The 17,069-nt window shown below is 49.9% G+C and carries 14 protein-coding genes; 8 read left to right on the top strand and 6 right to left on the bottom strand.

The annotated features are described in order from the left end of the window. Nucleotides 1-20 precede the first annotated feature (20 nt). Complete coding sequence (locus SPK40_RS03680) at nt 21-2,777, top strand: immune inhibitor A domain-containing protein (protein ID WP_330959472.1); 2,757 nt, start codon at nt 21-23, stop codon at nt 2,775-2,777. A gap of 63 nt (nt 2,778-2,840) precedes the next feature. On the opposite strand, the gene SPK40_RS03685 is transcribed toward SPK40_RS03680, so the two are convergent. After that, a complete protein-coding gene (locus SPK40_RS03685; RefSeq protein WP_330959473.1) occupies nt 2,841-4,163 on the bottom strand; it encodes an oligosaccharide flippase family protein in 1,323 nt (440 codons plus the stop codon). A 335-nt stretch (nt 4,164-4,498) separates the two neighbouring features. On the opposite strand from SPK40_RS03685, the gene SPK40_RS03690 reads away from it, so the two are divergent. Then, nucleotides 4,499-5,368, top strand: coding sequence for a LysR family transcriptional regulator (locus SPK40_RS03690; protein ID WP_248140198.1), 870 nt, complete (start codon nt 4,499-4,501; stop codon nt 5,366-5,368). A 99-nt stretch (nt 5,369-5,467) separates the two neighbouring features. Continuing rightward, a complete protein-coding gene (locus SPK40_RS03695; RefSeq protein ID WP_248140201.1) occupies nt 5,468-6,100 on the top strand; it encodes an NAD(P)H-dependent oxidoreductase in 633 nt (210 codons plus the stop codon). An 86-nt stretch (nt 6,101-6,186) separates the two neighbouring features. On the opposite strand, the gene phnR is transcribed toward SPK40_RS03695, so the two are convergent. The 4 genes from phnR to SPK40_RS03715 all read right to left on the bottom strand — a co-directional run bounded on the left by phnR (nt 6,187) and on the right by SPK40_RS03715 (nt 10,977). Continuing rightward, nucleotides 6,187-6,885 (bottom strand): phosphonate utilization transcriptional regulator PhnR, encoded by a 699-nt coding sequence (phnR, locus tag SPK40_RS03700; RefSeq protein WP_248140203.1) that lies wholly within the window; start codon nt 6,883-6,885, stop codon nt 6,187-6,189. Between the two features lie 90 nt (nt 6,886-6,975). Beyond that, nucleotides 6,976-8,661 (bottom strand): putative 2-aminoethylphosphonate ABC transporter permease subunit, encoded by a 1,686-nt coding sequence (locus tag SPK40_RS03705; RefSeq protein WP_248141641.1) that lies wholly within the window; start codon nt 8,659-8,661, stop codon nt 6,976-6,978. Between the two features lie 58 nt (nt 8,662-8,719). Then, nucleotides 8,720-9,796 carry a putative 2-aminoethylphosphonate ABC transporter ATP-binding protein gene (locus tag SPK40_RS03710; protein WP_256549379.1) on the bottom strand — a complete coding sequence of 359 codons (1,077 nt, stop codon included), beginning with the start codon at nt 9,794-9,796 and terminating at the stop codon, nt 8,720-8,722. A gap of 167 nt (nt 9,797-9,963) precedes the next feature. Continuing rightward, nucleotides 9,964-10,977 carry a putative 2-aminoethylphosphonate ABC transporter substrate-binding protein gene (locus SPK40_RS03715; protein ID WP_248140205.1) on the bottom strand — a complete coding sequence of 338 codons (1,014 nt, stop codon included), beginning with the start codon at nt 10,975-10,977 and terminating at the stop codon, nt 9,964-9,966. Nucleotides 10,978-11,240: 263 nt separating this feature from the next. Between SPK40_RS03715 and phnW the strand changes: the two genes are divergently transcribed. From phnW to SPK40_RS03735, 4 genes are all read left to right on the top strand, one after another. Beyond that, nucleotides 11,241-12,377 carry a 2-aminoethylphosphonate--pyruvate transaminase gene (phnW, locus tag SPK40_RS03720; RefSeq protein ID WP_330959852.1) on the top strand — a complete coding sequence of 379 codons (1,137 nt, stop codon included), beginning with the start codon at nt 11,241-11,243 and terminating at the stop codon, nt 12,375-12,377. After that, nucleotides 12,374-13,762: an aspartate aminotransferase family protein gene (locus SPK40_RS03725; protein WP_330959475.1), complete on the top strand. Its 1,389-nt coding sequence runs from the start codon at nt 12,374-12,376 to the stop codon at nt 13,760-13,762. Before phnW ends, SPK40_RS03725 begins: the two co-directional genes overlap by 4 nt. 41 nt (nt 13,763-13,803) lie before the next feature. Beyond that, nucleotides 13,804-14,616, top strand: coding sequence for a phosphonoacetaldehyde hydrolase (phnX, locus tag SPK40_RS03730; protein WP_330959476.1), 813 nt, complete (start codon nt 13,804-13,806; stop codon nt 14,614-14,616). 658 nt (nt 14,617-15,274) lie between these two features. After that, nucleotides 15,275-15,679 (top strand): hypothetical protein, encoded by a 405-nt coding sequence (locus SPK40_RS03735; protein WP_248140213.1) that lies wholly within the window; start codon nt 15,275-15,277, stop codon nt 15,677-15,679. Between the two features lie 148 nt (nt 15,680-15,827). Here SPK40_RS03735 and SPK40_RS03740 read toward each other — a convergent pair whose 3' ends face one another. Next, on the bottom strand, nt 15,828-16,346 hold the full coding sequence (locus SPK40_RS03740) for a cell division inhibitor SulA (protein ID WP_330959477.1): 519 nt from the start codon (nt 16,344-16,346) through the stop codon (nt 15,828-15,830). 296 nt (nt 16,347-16,642) lie between these two features. On the opposite strand from SPK40_RS03740, the gene SPK40_RS03745 reads away from it, so the two are divergent. Continuing rightward, a complete protein-coding gene (locus SPK40_RS03745; protein ID WP_330959478.1) occupies nt 16,643-17,029 on the top strand; it encodes a spore gernimation protein in 387 nt (128 codons plus the stop codon). The last annotated feature ends 40 nt before the right edge of the window (nt 17,030-17,069 follow it).

Below are 17,069 nucleotides of genomic sequence, written 5' to 3' on the forward strand. Positions count from 1 at the left end.
AATATAAATAAGGACAGTAAATGAAACACATGAAGAAAACATTGTTGGCTTCAGCAATGTTCACTTTGTTCAGTGGCAGTGGATATGCGCAAACACCTGTGGACATGGGTGTTGTGAACGAAGATAAATTAATTGAAATGCTGGTCAGAAATGGGGTTGTTGATGCTGGGGCATCTGAAGAACAAAAACGCCATGCTCTGGATCAGTACCTTGAAAATAAGATTCGCTCAGGATTTAAAGGCGACGCTCAGTTTGGCAAACAGGCACTGGAAAAACGTGCAAAAGTACTGAAAACGATCCAGAAAAATAAAGGCATGCAACGTGCAAATATTTTTGCATTGGATGTCAGCCAAAAACGTACGGATAAAGTACTTGCGCTGTTGATCGACTTCCCGGATCTGCCGTGGAATGACAATAAGCTGACGAAAGAACATACAGAAATGCTGTATGACAGCTATGAAGCTGCTCACTATCAGGATCTGCTGTTCTCGGGCACAGGTTATACCGGTCCGAACGGCGAGAACTTCATCTCAATGCGCCAGTACTATGAGCAGGAATCTGGCGATACCTACTCTGTGATGGGTCAGGCAGCCGGTTGGTATCATGCATCGAAAAATGCTGCATTTTACGGTGGTAACTCACCGACGACTGACAATGATATGAACGCTCAGGAGCTGGTCCGTGAAGCACTGAACCAGCTGGCACAGGATCCAAATATCAATCTGGCGGATTACGACGTCGAAGACCGCTATGACTATGATGGTGATGGTAACTATCGCGAGCCTGATGGCGTGATCGATCACCTGATGGTCTTCCATTCATCTGTCGGTGAAGAAGCCGGTGGTGGTGTCCTGGGTAAAGATGCAATCTGGTCTCACCGTTTTAACCTGGGTCAGCCTCATATTCTGGCAGGGACGAAGAGTAATGTCCCTGAGCGTTTTAACGGTCAGTACGCAGCTTTCGACTACACCATTCAGCCAATCGATGCAGCCGCGGGTGTGTGTGCGCACGAGTATGGTCACGATCTTGGCCTGCCTGATGAGTACGACACGCAATATACCGGTAAAGGTGAGCCTGTTTCCTACTGGTCAATCATGTCTTCGGGCAGCTGGGCCGGTAAAATTGGCGGCACGCAGCCAACAGCATTCAGTTCTTGGTCGAAGCAGTTCCTGCAACAGTCGATCGGTGGTCACTGGGTAAATGATCAGCAGGTTTCTCTGAGCGATCTGGAGAATTCACCACGTGAATTCACACTGTTCCAGACAACAGATACCAAACTGCCGAACATGGTGAAGGTGACACTGCCGAACAAACGCATTGAAACCCTGAAACCATTTGAAGGCCAGTACTCTTTCCATTCCGGCAAAGGCGATGATCTGAAGAACAGCATGAGTCGTAAACTGGTTATTCCTGCGGGTACCAAAGTTACGCTGAAGTTCAAAACCTGGTATCAGATTGAGAAAGACTATGACTTCGCGCGCGTGTTGATCAATGGTCAACAAATCAGCGGTAACATTACCTCAATGGACGACCCGTATAAGACTGGTTTAGTGCCTGCGATTGGTGGTGATTCCAATGGCTGGATTGACGCTGAGTTTGACCTGAGCCAGTGGGCTGGTCAGGAAGTTACCCTGGGCTTCGACTATGTCACTGACGGTGGTCTGGCCATGGAAGGTATGTACCTGGACAACCTGGTTCTGGATGTTGATGGTGCAGTGACAGCCATTGATGATGGTGAGTCGGGTTCTACCTTTGCCTTCAACGGTTACAAACTGTCTGATGGTTACCACGATGCTGCGCACTATTACCTGCTGCAATGGCGTAGCCACACTGGTGTCGACGAAGGTCTGGCAAACATCAAACGTATGGGTCAGATCATGACATTCGAACCAGGTCTGGTCGTTTGGTATGTGGATGAGTCTCTGACTGATAACTGGGTTGGTAAACACCCGGGTGAAGGTTGGTTGGGTGTTGTCGATGCAGACCAGAATGCACTGGTTTGGGCGAACTCTGGCCAGGCTGCACAAACCCGGTTCCAGGTTCGTGACGCGGCATTCTCGCTGAATGATCAAACACCGCTGCGTCTGGTCGACAGCACAGGCGATGTACTGGAAGATACCAGCCTGATTGGTAATGCAAACTTCTCTGATGCAGAAGATTACACTTCACCAACAGTACCGGATGCAGGTCGTAAGCTGACTGAGTTTGGTCTGATGATCGATGTGGTACAGCAAGGTCAGAACAATGAGTTTGGTGTTGTGCGTCTGTCTAAAGTAGGTTCTCAGAACGAAGCGCCAACAGCGAGTTTTGAGCTGAAAGTAGATGGTCTGTCTGTTTCTGCGAAGAACCTGAGTGTTGATACAGACGGTGAAATCATCAGCCACCAGTGGGATTTCGGTAACGGTAAATACAGCAACGAAGCTGCGCCAAGCTGGCAGTATCAGCAGGCGGGAACTTATACCGTAAGCCTGACCGTGACTGACGATAAAGGTGCGACCGATACTTACAGCTATTCTGTCACTGTTGAAGTGCCCAATGCACTGCCTGAAGCCAACGCAAGTTACTTCCACGTTGGTCGCTGGGTAACCATGTGGTCAACCAGTACTGACAGCGATGGCCGCATTGTTGACACAGAGTGGACGCTGCCAAACGGTAAGATCAAACGTGGTCGCTTCTTCACCACTATTTTCCCAAGCTACGGCGATCATGAAGTGACGCTGAAAGTGATGGATAACGATGGCGGTGTTACGAAGAAAGTGATTCAGGTTCACCTGTAATTCATGATTCACTGAATTCCTGTAATGTTGAGCGCAGCCGAAAGGTTGCGCTCTTTTTTTATGTCAGTGCTGTGTACTTGTTTCTTTCTCAATCGGTTGCTGACGCAGAGAAAAAGCAAAGGTGTACCAGGTTGTTGCGGCAGCCAGACTCATCGCCAGGCACGTTGCGATTGCCGCACCCTGCATCCCCATTGCCGGAATCAGCCAAAAGTTCGCAGAAATATCCGCAATCAGGGTCAGGATCCCAATGATAACAATGTTGCGGCCATAGTGACTGTACTGTAACCAGGTTGATGCAAATCCGCTGAATCCCCAGATCGCGTAGGCTGCAATCAGCCAGTACAGTGTCTGCTCCGCTTGCTGAAAATCATTCCCGAAGAAAGATAATAACCAGCCTCCGAAATAAAGCTCACCGGCCGCCAGTACGAGAATCGACAGCGTAATGATTTTCTGTGCCCGCCAAAACAAGGCTTTTGCCTGTTCCGGGTCGTTATCCATTGTTCGTCCGATCAGCGGCAGAAAAATACCGGCAATGGTCACCTGAGCGACGGGTAACAAATGCGCTGTGGTGGCCGCAGCAGCAAAGTGGCCCACTGAATTTTCATCCGCAAGGATTTCCAGCATGAAAAGGTCTATCTGGTTTAAAGCCATGGTGATGAGCATGGTCAGCATCATTGGGACGGACCAGCTCAGCAGCTGCCGTTTTTCTGCAAGAGGTGGAATCGCCTGGGTTGAGTCGATCAATCCCAGCGTCTGTATTTTACGCCATTGCCAGAAGGTAATGCCGGCCACTGCAATCCCTCCGGATAAAATCACCTGCCATAATTCCACCTGGCTGATGGAGATCATCAGAAAGGCAACAGTACCTGCTTTGATCAGGGGTAAGCCGATCCGCCACGGGAGATTTGATAACGCCAGCATTTTGGCTGACTGCAATACCCGGCTGAATAATGCGCCGCATGCTATCAGCGGGATGACGAAAGAAATCAGCATCAGCGGATGGTGCTCCGAGAGATCAGTTTTGCCTAAATGCAGTACTCCGCCCAGATAGGTTGCGGCAATGAGCAACACAGAGAGTAATAAAGCGATGCCTGTGTAAAAGCGAAGGAAAGACAGCACGTAGCCCCGGTTTTGATTCTCAATGGCTGCTGCGAGAATGCGGGGGGCAATTCTGTCACCCCCCAACAAAATGATGACACTCGATAACACCGCAAAAGCATAAGCCACTTTGTAGTCACCGTATTGGTGAGCCGGTAATGCATGGCTGAGTGTCAGATTAAACAAATAATCAGCGATAAAACCCAGGACCAGGCTCGACAGCATGATCACAAAACCTGATCGCAGATAGCCGGAGAGGGCACCCGTTTTTTCAGAAAGTGAGTCCATTCAAATGTTTCCGGAGAAGTGATTGAAAAATATAAAATGAAGTTTAAACCCAGATCGCCCGGAGATGCAGGAATCAAAGTGCTTTGATTGACGCCAGTTCAAGGAATACTGTTTTGTGCTCTGCATTCTGAGGGCACGAGAGGCATCTTCGGCTGTGGGAATCAAAAAAGATCGCGAAAGAGTTGCCGAGAACTGACAAAGAATGACCCGGCTGACCAGACACCTGCCAGCGGATATGAATTCAGGCATTTAAAATGTCATCCAATACAAACTGTTAAGTCCGCCTGAATGTGTCAATATAAGGCGAGTTTGCAGACAACCGGCAGGAGAAGCGCGTGAGTAAAGTAACGATTGAGCAATGGAAGATGTTTGTGGCCGTCGTTGAGGAAGGTGGTTTTGCGCAAGCCGGTGAAAAGTTATTTAAAACACAACCGACGGTCAGCCATGCCATCCGTAAGATGGAACAGAGCCTTGAAAAGTCGTTGTTTGAAGTCAAAGGCCGCAAGGCGATGCTCACGCCTTTTGGCAACAGTTTACTGCCACAGGCGAAACAGCTGGTTCAGCAGTCCCTGATGCTGGAAAGACTGGCGGGCAGTTATCAGGACAAAATTATTCGTGAAGTGTCCGTGGCGATAGATACGCTATATCCCAGTGAGGCCTGGCAGAAAGCCGTTCTGGCTTGTCACGCCCATTTTCCTGAGGTCAATCTCAGGCTGTACGAAACCTGTTTGTCCCGTGCATCAGAACTGCTGGAGGACGGGACGGTGCAGCTTGCCATGACGAGTAAACTGCCGTCGAATACGCTGTCGCAAAAGGTCATGGTCATCCGAAAAGCTGCCGTGGTCAGTTGCCATCATCCGTTAGCCCACGCCAGTGCCTTATCGGTAGATGATCTGATCGGTCATTGCCAGATCGTGGTGATGGACGGCGGGATAAGAAACAATACCAGTACCGGCTGGTTGGGCAGTCAGCAACGCGTGACGGTTTCCCACTTCCATGCAGCAAAATCGGCAGTTGAAGCCGGGCTGGGGTATGCATGGTTGCCGGAATGGATGCTGGCCGGAACAGATGCAGAAGGTTGGGTCAGACTACCGCTGAGCAGCGGGGCGGAGCGTGAAATTCAGTTGCAGCTGGGGTATTTCCCTCAGTTTGAAAATGATGCTGTGATTCAGTTTCTGTGTAAGCAACTGTGTCAAATCAGTTGATAACATCTATAGATAAACCAGAAATCATTCATTATTTTTTATCGCTGTCTTTGCGTACCTTTGTCATCACAAAGTCGATATCAATCACACGCAGAGGGAATGATGAATCTTATCCAAGACCTGAACTGGCGATATGCCGTCCGCCGTTTTTCTGATCAGAAAGTCCAGCCTGAGTTGATCGGGCAACTGTTAGAAGCTGCAAGACTGAGTGCATCTTCGTACGGACTGCAGCCTTATCGTCTGCTGGTCATAGAATCTGAAGCAATCAGAGAAGCTTTATTACCCCATTCCATGGGGCAGGATAAAGTGCTGCACAGCTCTCATCTGATTGTATTTGCTGCACAAACGGCTCCGGCGAATGAGCTGGTTGACCGTTATGCTCTGCGAGTATCGGATGCCCGACAGGTGCCGTTGTCCGATCTGGCTCCCATGGTGAATGCGTTTAAAGGTGCACTGGCTTCACAGACGGAACAAGAGCGCCTGGCGTGGGCGCACCAGCAGGCCAATATTGCCCTGGGCCAGTTTCTGGCTGCCGCCGCGGTACTGAAGGTTGATGCCTGCCCGATGGGTGGTTTTGACGCCAAAGGATACGATGAAGTCTTAGGGCTGACCGGAAAAGGGCTGACAACCTCTGTGATTTGCCCGATCGGCTACCGGCATCCGGATGACGCGACTGCCCATCAGCCCAAAGTCAGAGTTCCTGCTGAAATATTCGCGCATTGGGTGAGATAAATGTTCAGGTTACTGAGTATTGAGCCCGCGAAATGCGGGCTTTTTATTTTCCGTGAGGTTCTGAGGTGAATCGCCGGAGGGCGAAGTTAAATGGTCGCCGTCGATTCAATTAAGATGGCATCATGGCGCCAGTATTCGAGATCGCAGTCAATCAGGTTGCCATGCTGGTCGTAGTTGATTCGCTCAACGAACATGGCCGGGGTCCCGGACGTTGCACGCAGATGATGGGCGGTATCTGCCATCAGAGATGTCGATCGGACCCTGAATCGGGTTTTCGAATAAAGCACCCCGTACTGCTCGCGATACGTTGTGGTGAGCGAGTCGGTAATATTGTGCTTAAACAGATCCGGAAAATGGGTCGGCGAAATAAAGTTTGTCACTACAACGACAGGCCGTTCATCCAGAAAGCGCAGCCGGTCGATCCGGTAAACTTCGGTTAATGGCTCGACATTTAATAATGAGGCCGCCCTTCGACTGGCCGGCACTCTTTTCGCCGATAACAGCTCAGAGCGAGGTTTCCGCCCTTGTGCTTTTGCCATCGCCGGGAAGTCGGTGGTGTAGGTTGGGTCGTAGCGTAAAGGGTCGGGTGAGACAAACCAGCCGCGGCGATCTTCACGGTAAAGTTTGCCTTCGGCTTCCAGTAAAGCCAGTGATTCACGCAGCGTGACACGCGTAGTACTGAAAGACTCCGCCAGCTTACGCTCAGCGGGCAGCTTGTGTCCGCTGCTGAGCAGTCCGGCATCAATCTGTTCGTTGATGGCTTCCATGATTTTTAAATATTGCACTGTTTCTGTCCTGTTACCGGCTGCAAAGAGGCTCAGCCGGTTCGCTATGATATAAGGCTAATCACGTGTCGTCATTAGCATAAAGAACGTTCAGCGTTTCCGCCATGCCTGGGTGTACTGATCACTGAGGCGATTTGCCGCGACATGAAGGAGTTTCACGCCCGCCGCGGTGATCAGAATCATGACAGCCATCGCTGCTGCGGGTCCGGTTTGTCCGGCATCATCCATATTCAGTACCGAGACGGATGCGGGCATCGTGTCGGTTGCATACAGAAACACAATGGCAGACGTTGTGGTCATGGCATTCATAAAGAGATAAGCGGCAATCTCCAGAATTGCGGGCATACAGACCGGCACCGTGACCTTCAGAAAGGTTTTGAACTGAGGGACATTCAACGAGGCTGAAATGGCTTCTATCTCAGCCGGTAATTGTTTCAGGGCCGTGATTGCTGTCATATGGCCCACAGTGTAGTAGTGAGTTACGGTATTCACGATCAAGATGGTGAGGGTGCCGTATAGCCAGGAAAGCGGATTATCACTCTGATTAAAAAAGAAAATATAACCCAAGCCCAAGACCATGCCCGGTACGGCCATGGGCAGAATCGCCAGCATTTGCATCAGGTTCCGTAACGGAGCGAAGCTGCGGCCTTTTTCAATACAGTAAGCTGAAGTGAAAATCACCAGCGTCCCCGTTACCGCGACACCAGCTGCCAGTTTGAGTGAGTTGAAATATGGGGCCCACCCATAAGTACTGAACTCGGCAAAGTTGTAGTTGTTGAGACTCAGCGTGGTGTTCCAGGGCCAGAATGTGACCAGGGAGCCATAGACCGCCATGCCGATGACAGTCAGCACAGCAATGGCAATCAGGGAACAAAACAACAGGCAAAGGTTGTCGCGAATCGGGTTAGGTTCGGGCTGGTACGCCACTGAGCGGGCATCAAACAGGTTTTGCTGTTTTTTCTGTACCCAGCGATCACCCAGAAATGCCAGCAGTGCGGGCAAGAGCAAGACGACAGAAGTTACTGCACCCATGGCAAAGTTTTGCTGACCAACCACCTGTTTGAAGATGTCTGTTGCCAGCACGTTGTACTGCCCGCCGATCACTTTGGGGACGCCAAAGTCACAGACCACCAGAGTAAACACAACGATCAGGGCACTGATCAGTCCGTATTTTGCGCCTGGCAGGGTGACCAGAAAGAACGTGCGAACCGGAGACGTGTTCAGTGCTTTGGCTGCTTCATAGAGTCTTGCATCTGAGGTTTTAAGTGACGTTGTCACAACCATCAGTGCATGCGGAAAGGTCCAGAAAATCAGGCCGATGGCAATCCCAATCGGGCCGTAAATGCTTTGTCCCATCAGCAGTTCCTTGGCGATGCCCTGATTGCCAAAGAGATAAATCAGACTGATTGCAGGTAACAGAGACGGCGCCAGAATCGGTGCAGAACCAATCACAGTAAAGATGCCTTTGAATGGCATACAACTGCGGGTCAGGGCATAAGCGTAACCAAAGGCCAGCACACCGACAAATCCTGTCACGACCACGCCAATCAGAATCGTGTTTTGCAAGGACAGCCATAAGGAAGGCGAAGCAAAATATGCTGCAAAGTTTGTCAGACCGACAAATTCACCATCGGCATTCTGGACACTTTTTTGCAGCATGGCCAGTAAAGGGGCGACGATAAAAATGCCCATCAGGCCAGCAAAGAGCACCAGCAGGGCACCCAGCGTCAGATTATCGCGGCCGAGACTGTGCCGGAAACGGGAAACTGATTGCATCAGACCGGATGAATTCACATCCTGCTGTCGGGTCAGTTGAGTCATGGGAATATCCTGTTTATCGGTTCTGACGGTAAATCTGGGTGTGTTTTTCAGCAATGTGCAGATGCAGATAGTGGCCCCGGCTCAGGCCCAGATTCCGGATTTCACGGATCGGCACATCGACTTTAATCATCGGAAGCTGATGGGCGCCCTGAAGCTGGCAGTCGGCCCGCATGAAGGTGCCCTGAAATTCGAGATCTTCAACCCGAACCAGCAGGCTGCTTTCACTTTGCTCGCCGGGCGGCAGAAAATGTAAATCTTCCGGACGCAGTCCCAGTTCGACCTGCTCTCCGCGTCTGAAATCAGCCACTGGCAGCGGCAACAGAGACTCACCAATCCGCATCTGATGTTCGCTGACTACGGAGGCTGGCAGGAAATTCATCTGTCCGACGAACTCCGCTACAAAACGGGATGCCGGGTGCTGATAAATTTCCTGCGGCGTGCCGACCTGTTCAATGCAGCCGTGGTTCATGACCACAATACGATCGGCCATGGCCAGTGCCTCTTCCTGATCATGCGTCACCATAATGGTGGTGATCCCCAGCTGGCGCTGCAGGCGACGGATTTCTTCACGCAGATGCGCGCGCACCTTGGCATCCAGAGCCGAGAGGGGTTCATCAAGCAGTAATAATCCCGGTGATAATGATAAGGCACGAGCCAGCGCAACCCGCTGTTGTTGTCCGCCGGAAAGCTGGTTGGGGTATTTGAGTCCGGCATCGGGCAGCGCAATGGTTTCCAGCCAGCGGGAGACAATGGCGTCGACTTCAGACAATGATTTTCCCTGATTCCGTAATCCAAGGCTCAGGTTCTCGCTCACGGTCAGGTTCGGGAATAATGCATAGGACTGGAAAACAATGCCGAAATCGCGTTTTTCCGGCGGCAGAAAAGTAATGTCATGTCCTGCCTGTTCTATGGTGCCTGAACTTGCCAGATCCAGCCCGGCAATGGCACGAAGCAGTGTGGTTTTACCGCAGCCGGATGGCCCCAGAAAACAAATGAATTCGCCTTGATTGATGGTTAACGAGATGTTTTTCAGGGCGGTAAACTGACCAAACTGTTTACCGACTTGTGAGATTTTCAGGTAAGTTTCCATAGCTAAACTAATTCTCTATTTGGTATATACCAAACTTAGTCCGGGTGGATGACACTTCAATGACAGAAGCTTGACGATCAGAAGACAGCGGTTGACGGTTTTTCGGGATTTGAGAAAGCAAAAGGCAACCCGGACAGGTTGCCTTGGAGGATGTCTGATCTCAGAGATTACGAGCGAGGTTCAGACTTCGCGTCGAATTTATCAGACCAGGTCTTCAGCACGTCTTCACGGCTGACTGCCATTTTGGAGAAGTCCATTTTCACCATGGCCTGCTGAACATTCGGGTAGTTTTTCACGGGTTTGTTCACGTCTTTGCGACCCACAACCGGGTAGAACTCGTTGTACAGCGTGTTGGCTTCTTTCGACAGAGACCAGTCGACCAGACGCTTCGCCGCATCAGACTGTGTATTGACCAGACCCACCGCTTCAGCTTCCCAGCCCACACCACCTTTTGGCAGGATGATATCAATTGGCGCACCCTGTGATTTCAGCTTGGCGCCGCGAATGGCCATTGAAATACCGATAGCCACTTCACCCATGCCTGCCTGAACGCAAGGTTTTGAACCTGAATGCGTGTAGTGTGCAATGTTTTGATCCAGTCTGGTCATGTAATCCCAGCCTTTCTGGTCACCCATAGATTGCAACCAGGCAGAAACCTGCATGTAACCTGTACCGGAAGATGCCGGGTTAGGCATTGCAATATGACCTTTGTATTCCGGCTTCAGCAGATCTTCCCAGGAAGATGGTTTGCTCAGGCCAAGCTGCTTGGCCACTTTCTCGTTGAAGCAAACCGCATTGAAAAATGCGTCGTTACCAAACCAGGCTGGGTTTGCTTGCGGGTCGATCAGGTTGGCATGAATTTTATTCAGACCTTTTGGCTGATAAGGTTTCAGCACGCCTTCTTCTTTCAGCAGTGCCATGGAAGAACCGGCCAGTCCCCACACAACATCTGCACGCGGGTTACCTTTTTCTGCCAGCAGCTTGGCGGTCATGATGCCGGTTGAATCGCGAACCCATTTGATTTTGATATCCGGGTTGGCTTTTTCAAAACCGTTTTTGAATTTCGCCAGCATGTCCGTTTCAAAGGCTGTGTAAACCGTCAGTTCCTGAGCGGCAAATGCCTGAGAAGCGCTCAAAGCCATCAGGGCAGTCAGTGGGGCAACAAGCCATGTCTTTTTCATAAATCCATCCTAAACGTTGATTTGGTATGTACCAGATTTGCTCGACACGAAAGATGCTAGGTGGCCTTTGTGACAGTTCAATGATTGAACGATGTCAGTTTGATGAGCGCGATGTGATCGTGATCCAGCGCAAATTCAGAGAGAAAATCGTCGAACATCCTCAAGATGAAACTTTTGTGAAGAGTCCGGACCACGCGTTTACAGCATCAACGATGCGCCGCTATAGTGACTTCAAATCTGGTCTAGTCCAAAGAGATAAAGCAATGGCAAATTCCGAGAATCAATATCTTCTTCTTACACCGGGGCCGCTAACCACGACCCGGACTGTCCGTGAAGCAATGCTCCAGGATTGGTGCACCTGGGATGATGAGTATAACGTGGGTGTCGTGCAGCATATTCGCCAGCAGCTGGTTGATCTTGCAACTTCACGCAGCGGATATACCAGCGTTCTCATGCAGGGCAGCGGGACGGCTTCGGTAGAGGCGACACTGGGCTCGGTGATCCCGGCAGATGGCAAACTGCTGGTCATTAATAATGGTGCTTATGGTGCCCGTATTGCGCAGATTGCAGAGTATCTGAAAATTGAGCATATCAACTGGTCGCTTGGGGAAGTGAACCCGCCTGATCTTGCTGAGTTGGAGCGTCTGTTACGGGAAGATACTGGGATCACTCATGTCGCCATGGTGCATTGTGAAACCACAACCGGGATGCTGAATCCCCTTGAAGCAGTTGCCCAGCGTGTGAAAGCTGCGGGGAAAGTGATGATCCTGGATACGATGTCCAGCTTTGGCGGGATTCCGATGGATATCGGTGAACTGGGCATTGATTTTCTGATCAGCTCTGCCAACAAGTGTATTCAGGGGGTACCGGGCTTTGGTTTCGTGATTGCCCGTCGTGCGCTGCTGGCGGAATGTCAGGGGCGGGCGCGTTCATTGTCGCTGGATCTGTATGATCAGTGGCAGTGTATGGAAGTCAACCACGGTAAATGGCGATTCACGTCACCGACGCATACCGTCAGGGCGTTTGCGCAGGCGTTAACGGAGCTGGAACAAGAAGGCGGAGTTGCGGCTCGGTATCAGCGTTATTACACCAATCAGACGACACTGGTGGCCGGGATGCAAAAACTGGGTTTTCGGTGTTTGCTGGATCAAACCTTGCACTCGCCGATCATCACTTCATTTTATTCTCCGGTCTCGCCGGCTTATGAATTCAGACGCTTCTACGACAGCCTGAAATCCAAAGGATTCGTGATCTATCCGGGTAAGGTATCGGATGCCGACTGTTTCCGGATCGGTAACATTGGCGATGTCCATCCTGCTGATATTGAGCGCCTGGTGAAAGCGATAGCGACTTCGATGTACTGGACGACAGAATCCGTTGAGCCGGGAGTTCAGGCATGAAGACTCATGCACCGTCACTGAGCCAGCGCGCGCTGGCCTGTGAAGGGGATACGAATCGTTCACCGTCCCGTGAGCGATGGACAGCCCGTCTTTCTGATGCAGTAACTCAGTCGCTGCTTGAGGAAGACAGCCGTTACTTCCTGCATCAGGCCATGTCGACGCCGTGTCTGGATGCACTGGAAAGTGCTGATGGTCTTTACCTGACGGATGTTGCCGGAAAACGGTATATGGATTTCCATGGCAATAATGTTCATCAGCTGGGGCACGGACATCCTGAAGTCCTGGCTGCCATCCAGAAACAGCTGGCGACTTTACCTTTTGCACCCCGCCGTTTTACACATCAGACCGCAGTGGATTGTGCAAAGGCACTGACCGAAATTGCGGGCGGTGAACTGAACCGGGTGCTGTTTGCGCCTGGCGGAACATCTGTGATTGGTATGGCCCTCAAACTGGCGCGTTATATCACCGGCAATTATAAAGTGGTGTCGCTGTGGGATTCCTTTCATGGTGCCTCGATGGATGCAATTTCTGTTGGCGGGGAAGCCTGTTTTCGTGAAGGTATGGGGCCGTTGATGGCTGGTGTGGAGCGGATACCGCCGCCGGTGAGCTATCGTGGCGCTTTGCCGTCTCAGGATGGCTCAGATCTCCATTATGCAGACTATCTGGAATATGTAATTGAGAAAGAAGGCGGTGTGGGTGCTTTCATCGCAGAAGCCGTGCGCAATACCGATGTACAGGTTCCGAGCCGAGCCTACTGGCAGCGGGTGCGGGAAATCTGCGACCGGCATCATGTCATGCTGATTATCGACGATATTCCAAACGGCATGGGCCGGACCGGACACTGGTTTACGCATCAGGCGTTTGGGATCGAGCCGGATATTCTTTGTATCGGGAAAGGACTGGGCGGTGGTGTGGTGCCGATGGCAGCCATGCTGACCCGGGACCGATATAACCAGGCCGCCCAGATTTCTCTGGGGCATTACACCCATGAAAAAAGCCCGATAGGCTGCGCTGCTGCGCTGGCCACCATTGGCGTGATTGCACAGCAAGAGTTACTGAAGAAAGTACAGGCAGATGCAGCTTATCTGTATGAAAGGCTGCATGCGATGAAAGCACGTCTGCCAATCATTGGCGATGTACGGGGTATCGGATTGCTGTGGGGGGTTGAACTGGTGGAAGACCGAACCACGAAGGCGCGTGCTTTTGCTGCTGCAGAGCAGGTGATGTATCGCTGCCTTGAACTGGGACTGAGCTTCAAGGTGTCACAGGGTAACGTTTTACAGCTCAGTCCACCGCTGACCATCTTTCGGGAAGATCTGGCTCAGGCTCTGGACTGGGTCGAACAGGCAATTTCGGAAGCTTGCCAACAACATTATCCAATTTAACCGGCTGACATGAATCAGCTGATCATCAGACGAGAAAGATCATGACAAAGCAAATTCAAGCCGTCATTTTTGACTGGGCAGGCACAGTGGTTGATTTTGGATCCTTTGCGCCGACCACTATTTTTGTTGAAGCTTTTCATCGCGAGTACGATTTTGAGATCTCGCTGGCTGAAGCCCGTGTGCCTATGGGCTTAGGAAAATGGGATCATATCAAGGCCGTCGGCGAATTACCTGAAGTCGCCGCGCGCTGGCAAGACCGGTTCGGGCGGGCGATGAATACAGAGGATATCGATAAAATCTATCATACCTTTATGCCGCTTCAGGTGGCGAAAGTAGCAGAGCATGCAGATTTGATTCCGGGGACGCTGGACGTAGTCGCTGCGCTGAAAGCACAGAAGATTCAGATTGGTTCCTGCTCCGGGTATCCGCGAGTCGTGATGAATGAGCTGTTACCGGCGGCTGCGGCCAGAGGTTTTGAACCCGACTGTGTGGTTGCTACCGATGATCTGACAGCAGGCGGGCGGCCGGGACCATTTATGGCACTCCAGAATGTCATTTCTCTGGGAATTGGCGATGTCGCATGCTGCGTCAAAGTGGATGACTCTGTACCGGGCATTGAAGAAGGCCATCATGCGGGCATGTGGACAGTGGCACTGTTGCTGTCTGGAAATGAAGCGGGTTTAACTGAAGCGGAATTCATGCGTGCATCAGATTCAGAATTAGATTTTGCCAGAGAAAAAGCGAGAAAAGCTTTTCAATGTAGTAATGCACATTATCAAATAGACACCATTGCTGATTTACCAGCGGTTATTATGGATATAAATCAGCGTCTGGCTGCAGGCGAGCGACCTTAATTCTTTTTTCGCTACTTACTTCTGAAATATTGCCAAACTTTTCTCTGTTTATTTTCGGTATCGATGGCAGGAAAGTTTGGCTTTATTCGTCTGGTTGCACTTATTTTGTTTCTTGAATTTTCAGGTGTGCTCGCTCGTTTTGAGTGCAAGTGCCCGATTTCTTTACACATATCCTTATTACAAGCTTTTCACGCTGAATCATTTCGTATCACCAATATGAATTTAATTTATTGAAATTTATGATATTTTTTGTTTATCGTTGATGGTTCCGGCTTGTGTCGAATCATTTGGCGCAGAATTTGCTAACATCTCCGTTCAGCAAACACAGCAATCTAAATGGAGATGAATGGATGTATCGGTTATCAAAGAGTATGCTTTTTGTTGCTTTTCCGTAAATGTTCACGGCAAATCATAGGAAATATAAAAATTACAATCCGTAGCGAATTGTTTATTTTGCGTACAGGGTATGTTAATCAAGTGTTTTTCCAGTATTTTTTATTTGATGCAAAGCAAGAAAAAACACGATCGCGCGCAAAAAAATGAAGCGCTAAAAAAGTAAGCCCCGGATGAAGGCATTATAGTGTCCGCTTAATATAGCATTCGTCCAATTTACTTTAGCTTGCACAAAAATGCTGTTGAATTCTTGTGAAGGATAGTTATGAAATCATCAGTTGAAGCTCACCAAGCGAAAGAGATTGTATTTGATTACACCTCCTTCCTGTCTGTGTTGTGTCATCACAGGCCAACGCTGTGGGACGCATTTAAAGTGATGTTGCCTGCATTGGAGTTTTCCTGGGGGAGAACGACAGGTTCACAAGTCAGTAAAACCGAGCGACTGACCAATCAGGCGCTGAAGGTGCTGTCGACAAACACCAGTGATGTGAACAACCTGATCAGGTTACTGAGACTGGCGCGTCTGGAGCAGATTTTCGAGCTGGATGTTTGCCTGCCTTATTCGTTAGATAAAGAGCAACTGGCATTGATTCAGGAAAAAGCCGAGTGTGATATTCGCGAAGTCGGAAATAACGGCGAGCAACTGCATATCCGCTTAGCGCAACCCTGAGTATCGGTAATGCGCCGGCTCACGCTTTCTCGGTGGCATGCTGTTCCTAAGGAAAGGAAATGGTACCCACATACGACCAAACCAAAACGCCAGTGCTGCAAAGTACTGGCGTTTTAACATGGTGGCTTTCCATCTGTTATCGTTGCGTTCAATGCAGCAACTGACCAGGCTGGTGGTTTCGGTTGATAATAAAAGCCATTGCATCGCCATGAATTGCTGCGTCATGAATGGTTTGGTTGCAATATTCCAGAATGTTGCCGCTTGCAATGACAGCACTGCAATTTCCCATATGCAGGGCTTTTGCTATGAGCGCTTGAGTTGACTGCCCGTTTTTCTTTTTTAACAGCAAGACTTTATTCACATCTATCCCTGCGCTTTTCATCAGATTACGATCCAATAACGCATCTTCACCAATAAACATGATCCAGCGATTTTGTTCACTGGCTTGCTTGAGTAAACGCAGCAGGTAGGCCAGTTGCGCCATTTCCTGATCGCAAAAACTGACTTCAATCGGATACTGGACACGGTTGGAACTCAGGGTAGAAGAGTGAGACACAAAAGTGGATTTATACACCTGAGAAGCAGTCACTGATTGGAAGCTGTCTAAATGAGCAGTCATGAGAGTTCCATCCTTTGTTAAATGCGCTGATAGTGTGTATTTATACATGCTGTATGTCTATACAGTAGTTTTGAACAGTACCGGATGCAAGCTTTTTTTTCGATGTTGCTTCACAATTTCTGACGGTCTGACCTGGGTGCTGATTGAGGTGTTTCTGTTTAACTTGTTGTTATTTATTGCTTTTATTGTCAGTTGGGAATGGGGGTGAATTGCTCGAATACCTTGTGACGGAAATCAAAGATGACCGGGAAAAAGTCGGCTTTCAGCGTTTATACAGTATCTTATACAGTACTTTGTACAGTAGACTGAGCGCCGGTCAATGTTGTGAAAGAGAAGAGAGCAAGATGAAAATGAAGCGAGGGACAGCACTGTGGCTGCCTGCCATGCTACTTGTGTCTGCAAATCTGTTCATTCAGGGCTGCAGTGAACCACTGAACATCACAGCAACTCCGGTCAGAGATGTGGAACGCATCGAGGTGAAAGAAAAAGCACTGGATGTCTATTGCCCGCGGGGGATCTGCAAATTTGAGCTGAAGGTCAATCAGAAAGCAGAACTGACGATCAATATGTTTTATGACACTGAACAGCCTTTTACCAAAATTGAAGGGGTGAGTGTGACCGGTGAATCAGGCAACAGTATGACAATGGATGGTCAGCATCAGTTTAAAATGGCTGTGAAACCGCAAAAAGAGCCAATTACAGTGCAGGTTGTTGATTATTATCGGTCGTGAAGCCGGGGATGTCTGGTGAAGGTGATCGCTGTGGCACTCC

The organism is Photobacterium sp. 53610, from assembly GCF_036409375.1.
Taxonomy (GTDB): domain Bacteria; phylum Pseudomonadota; class Gammaproteobacteria; order Enterobacterales; family Vibrionaceae; genus Photobacterium.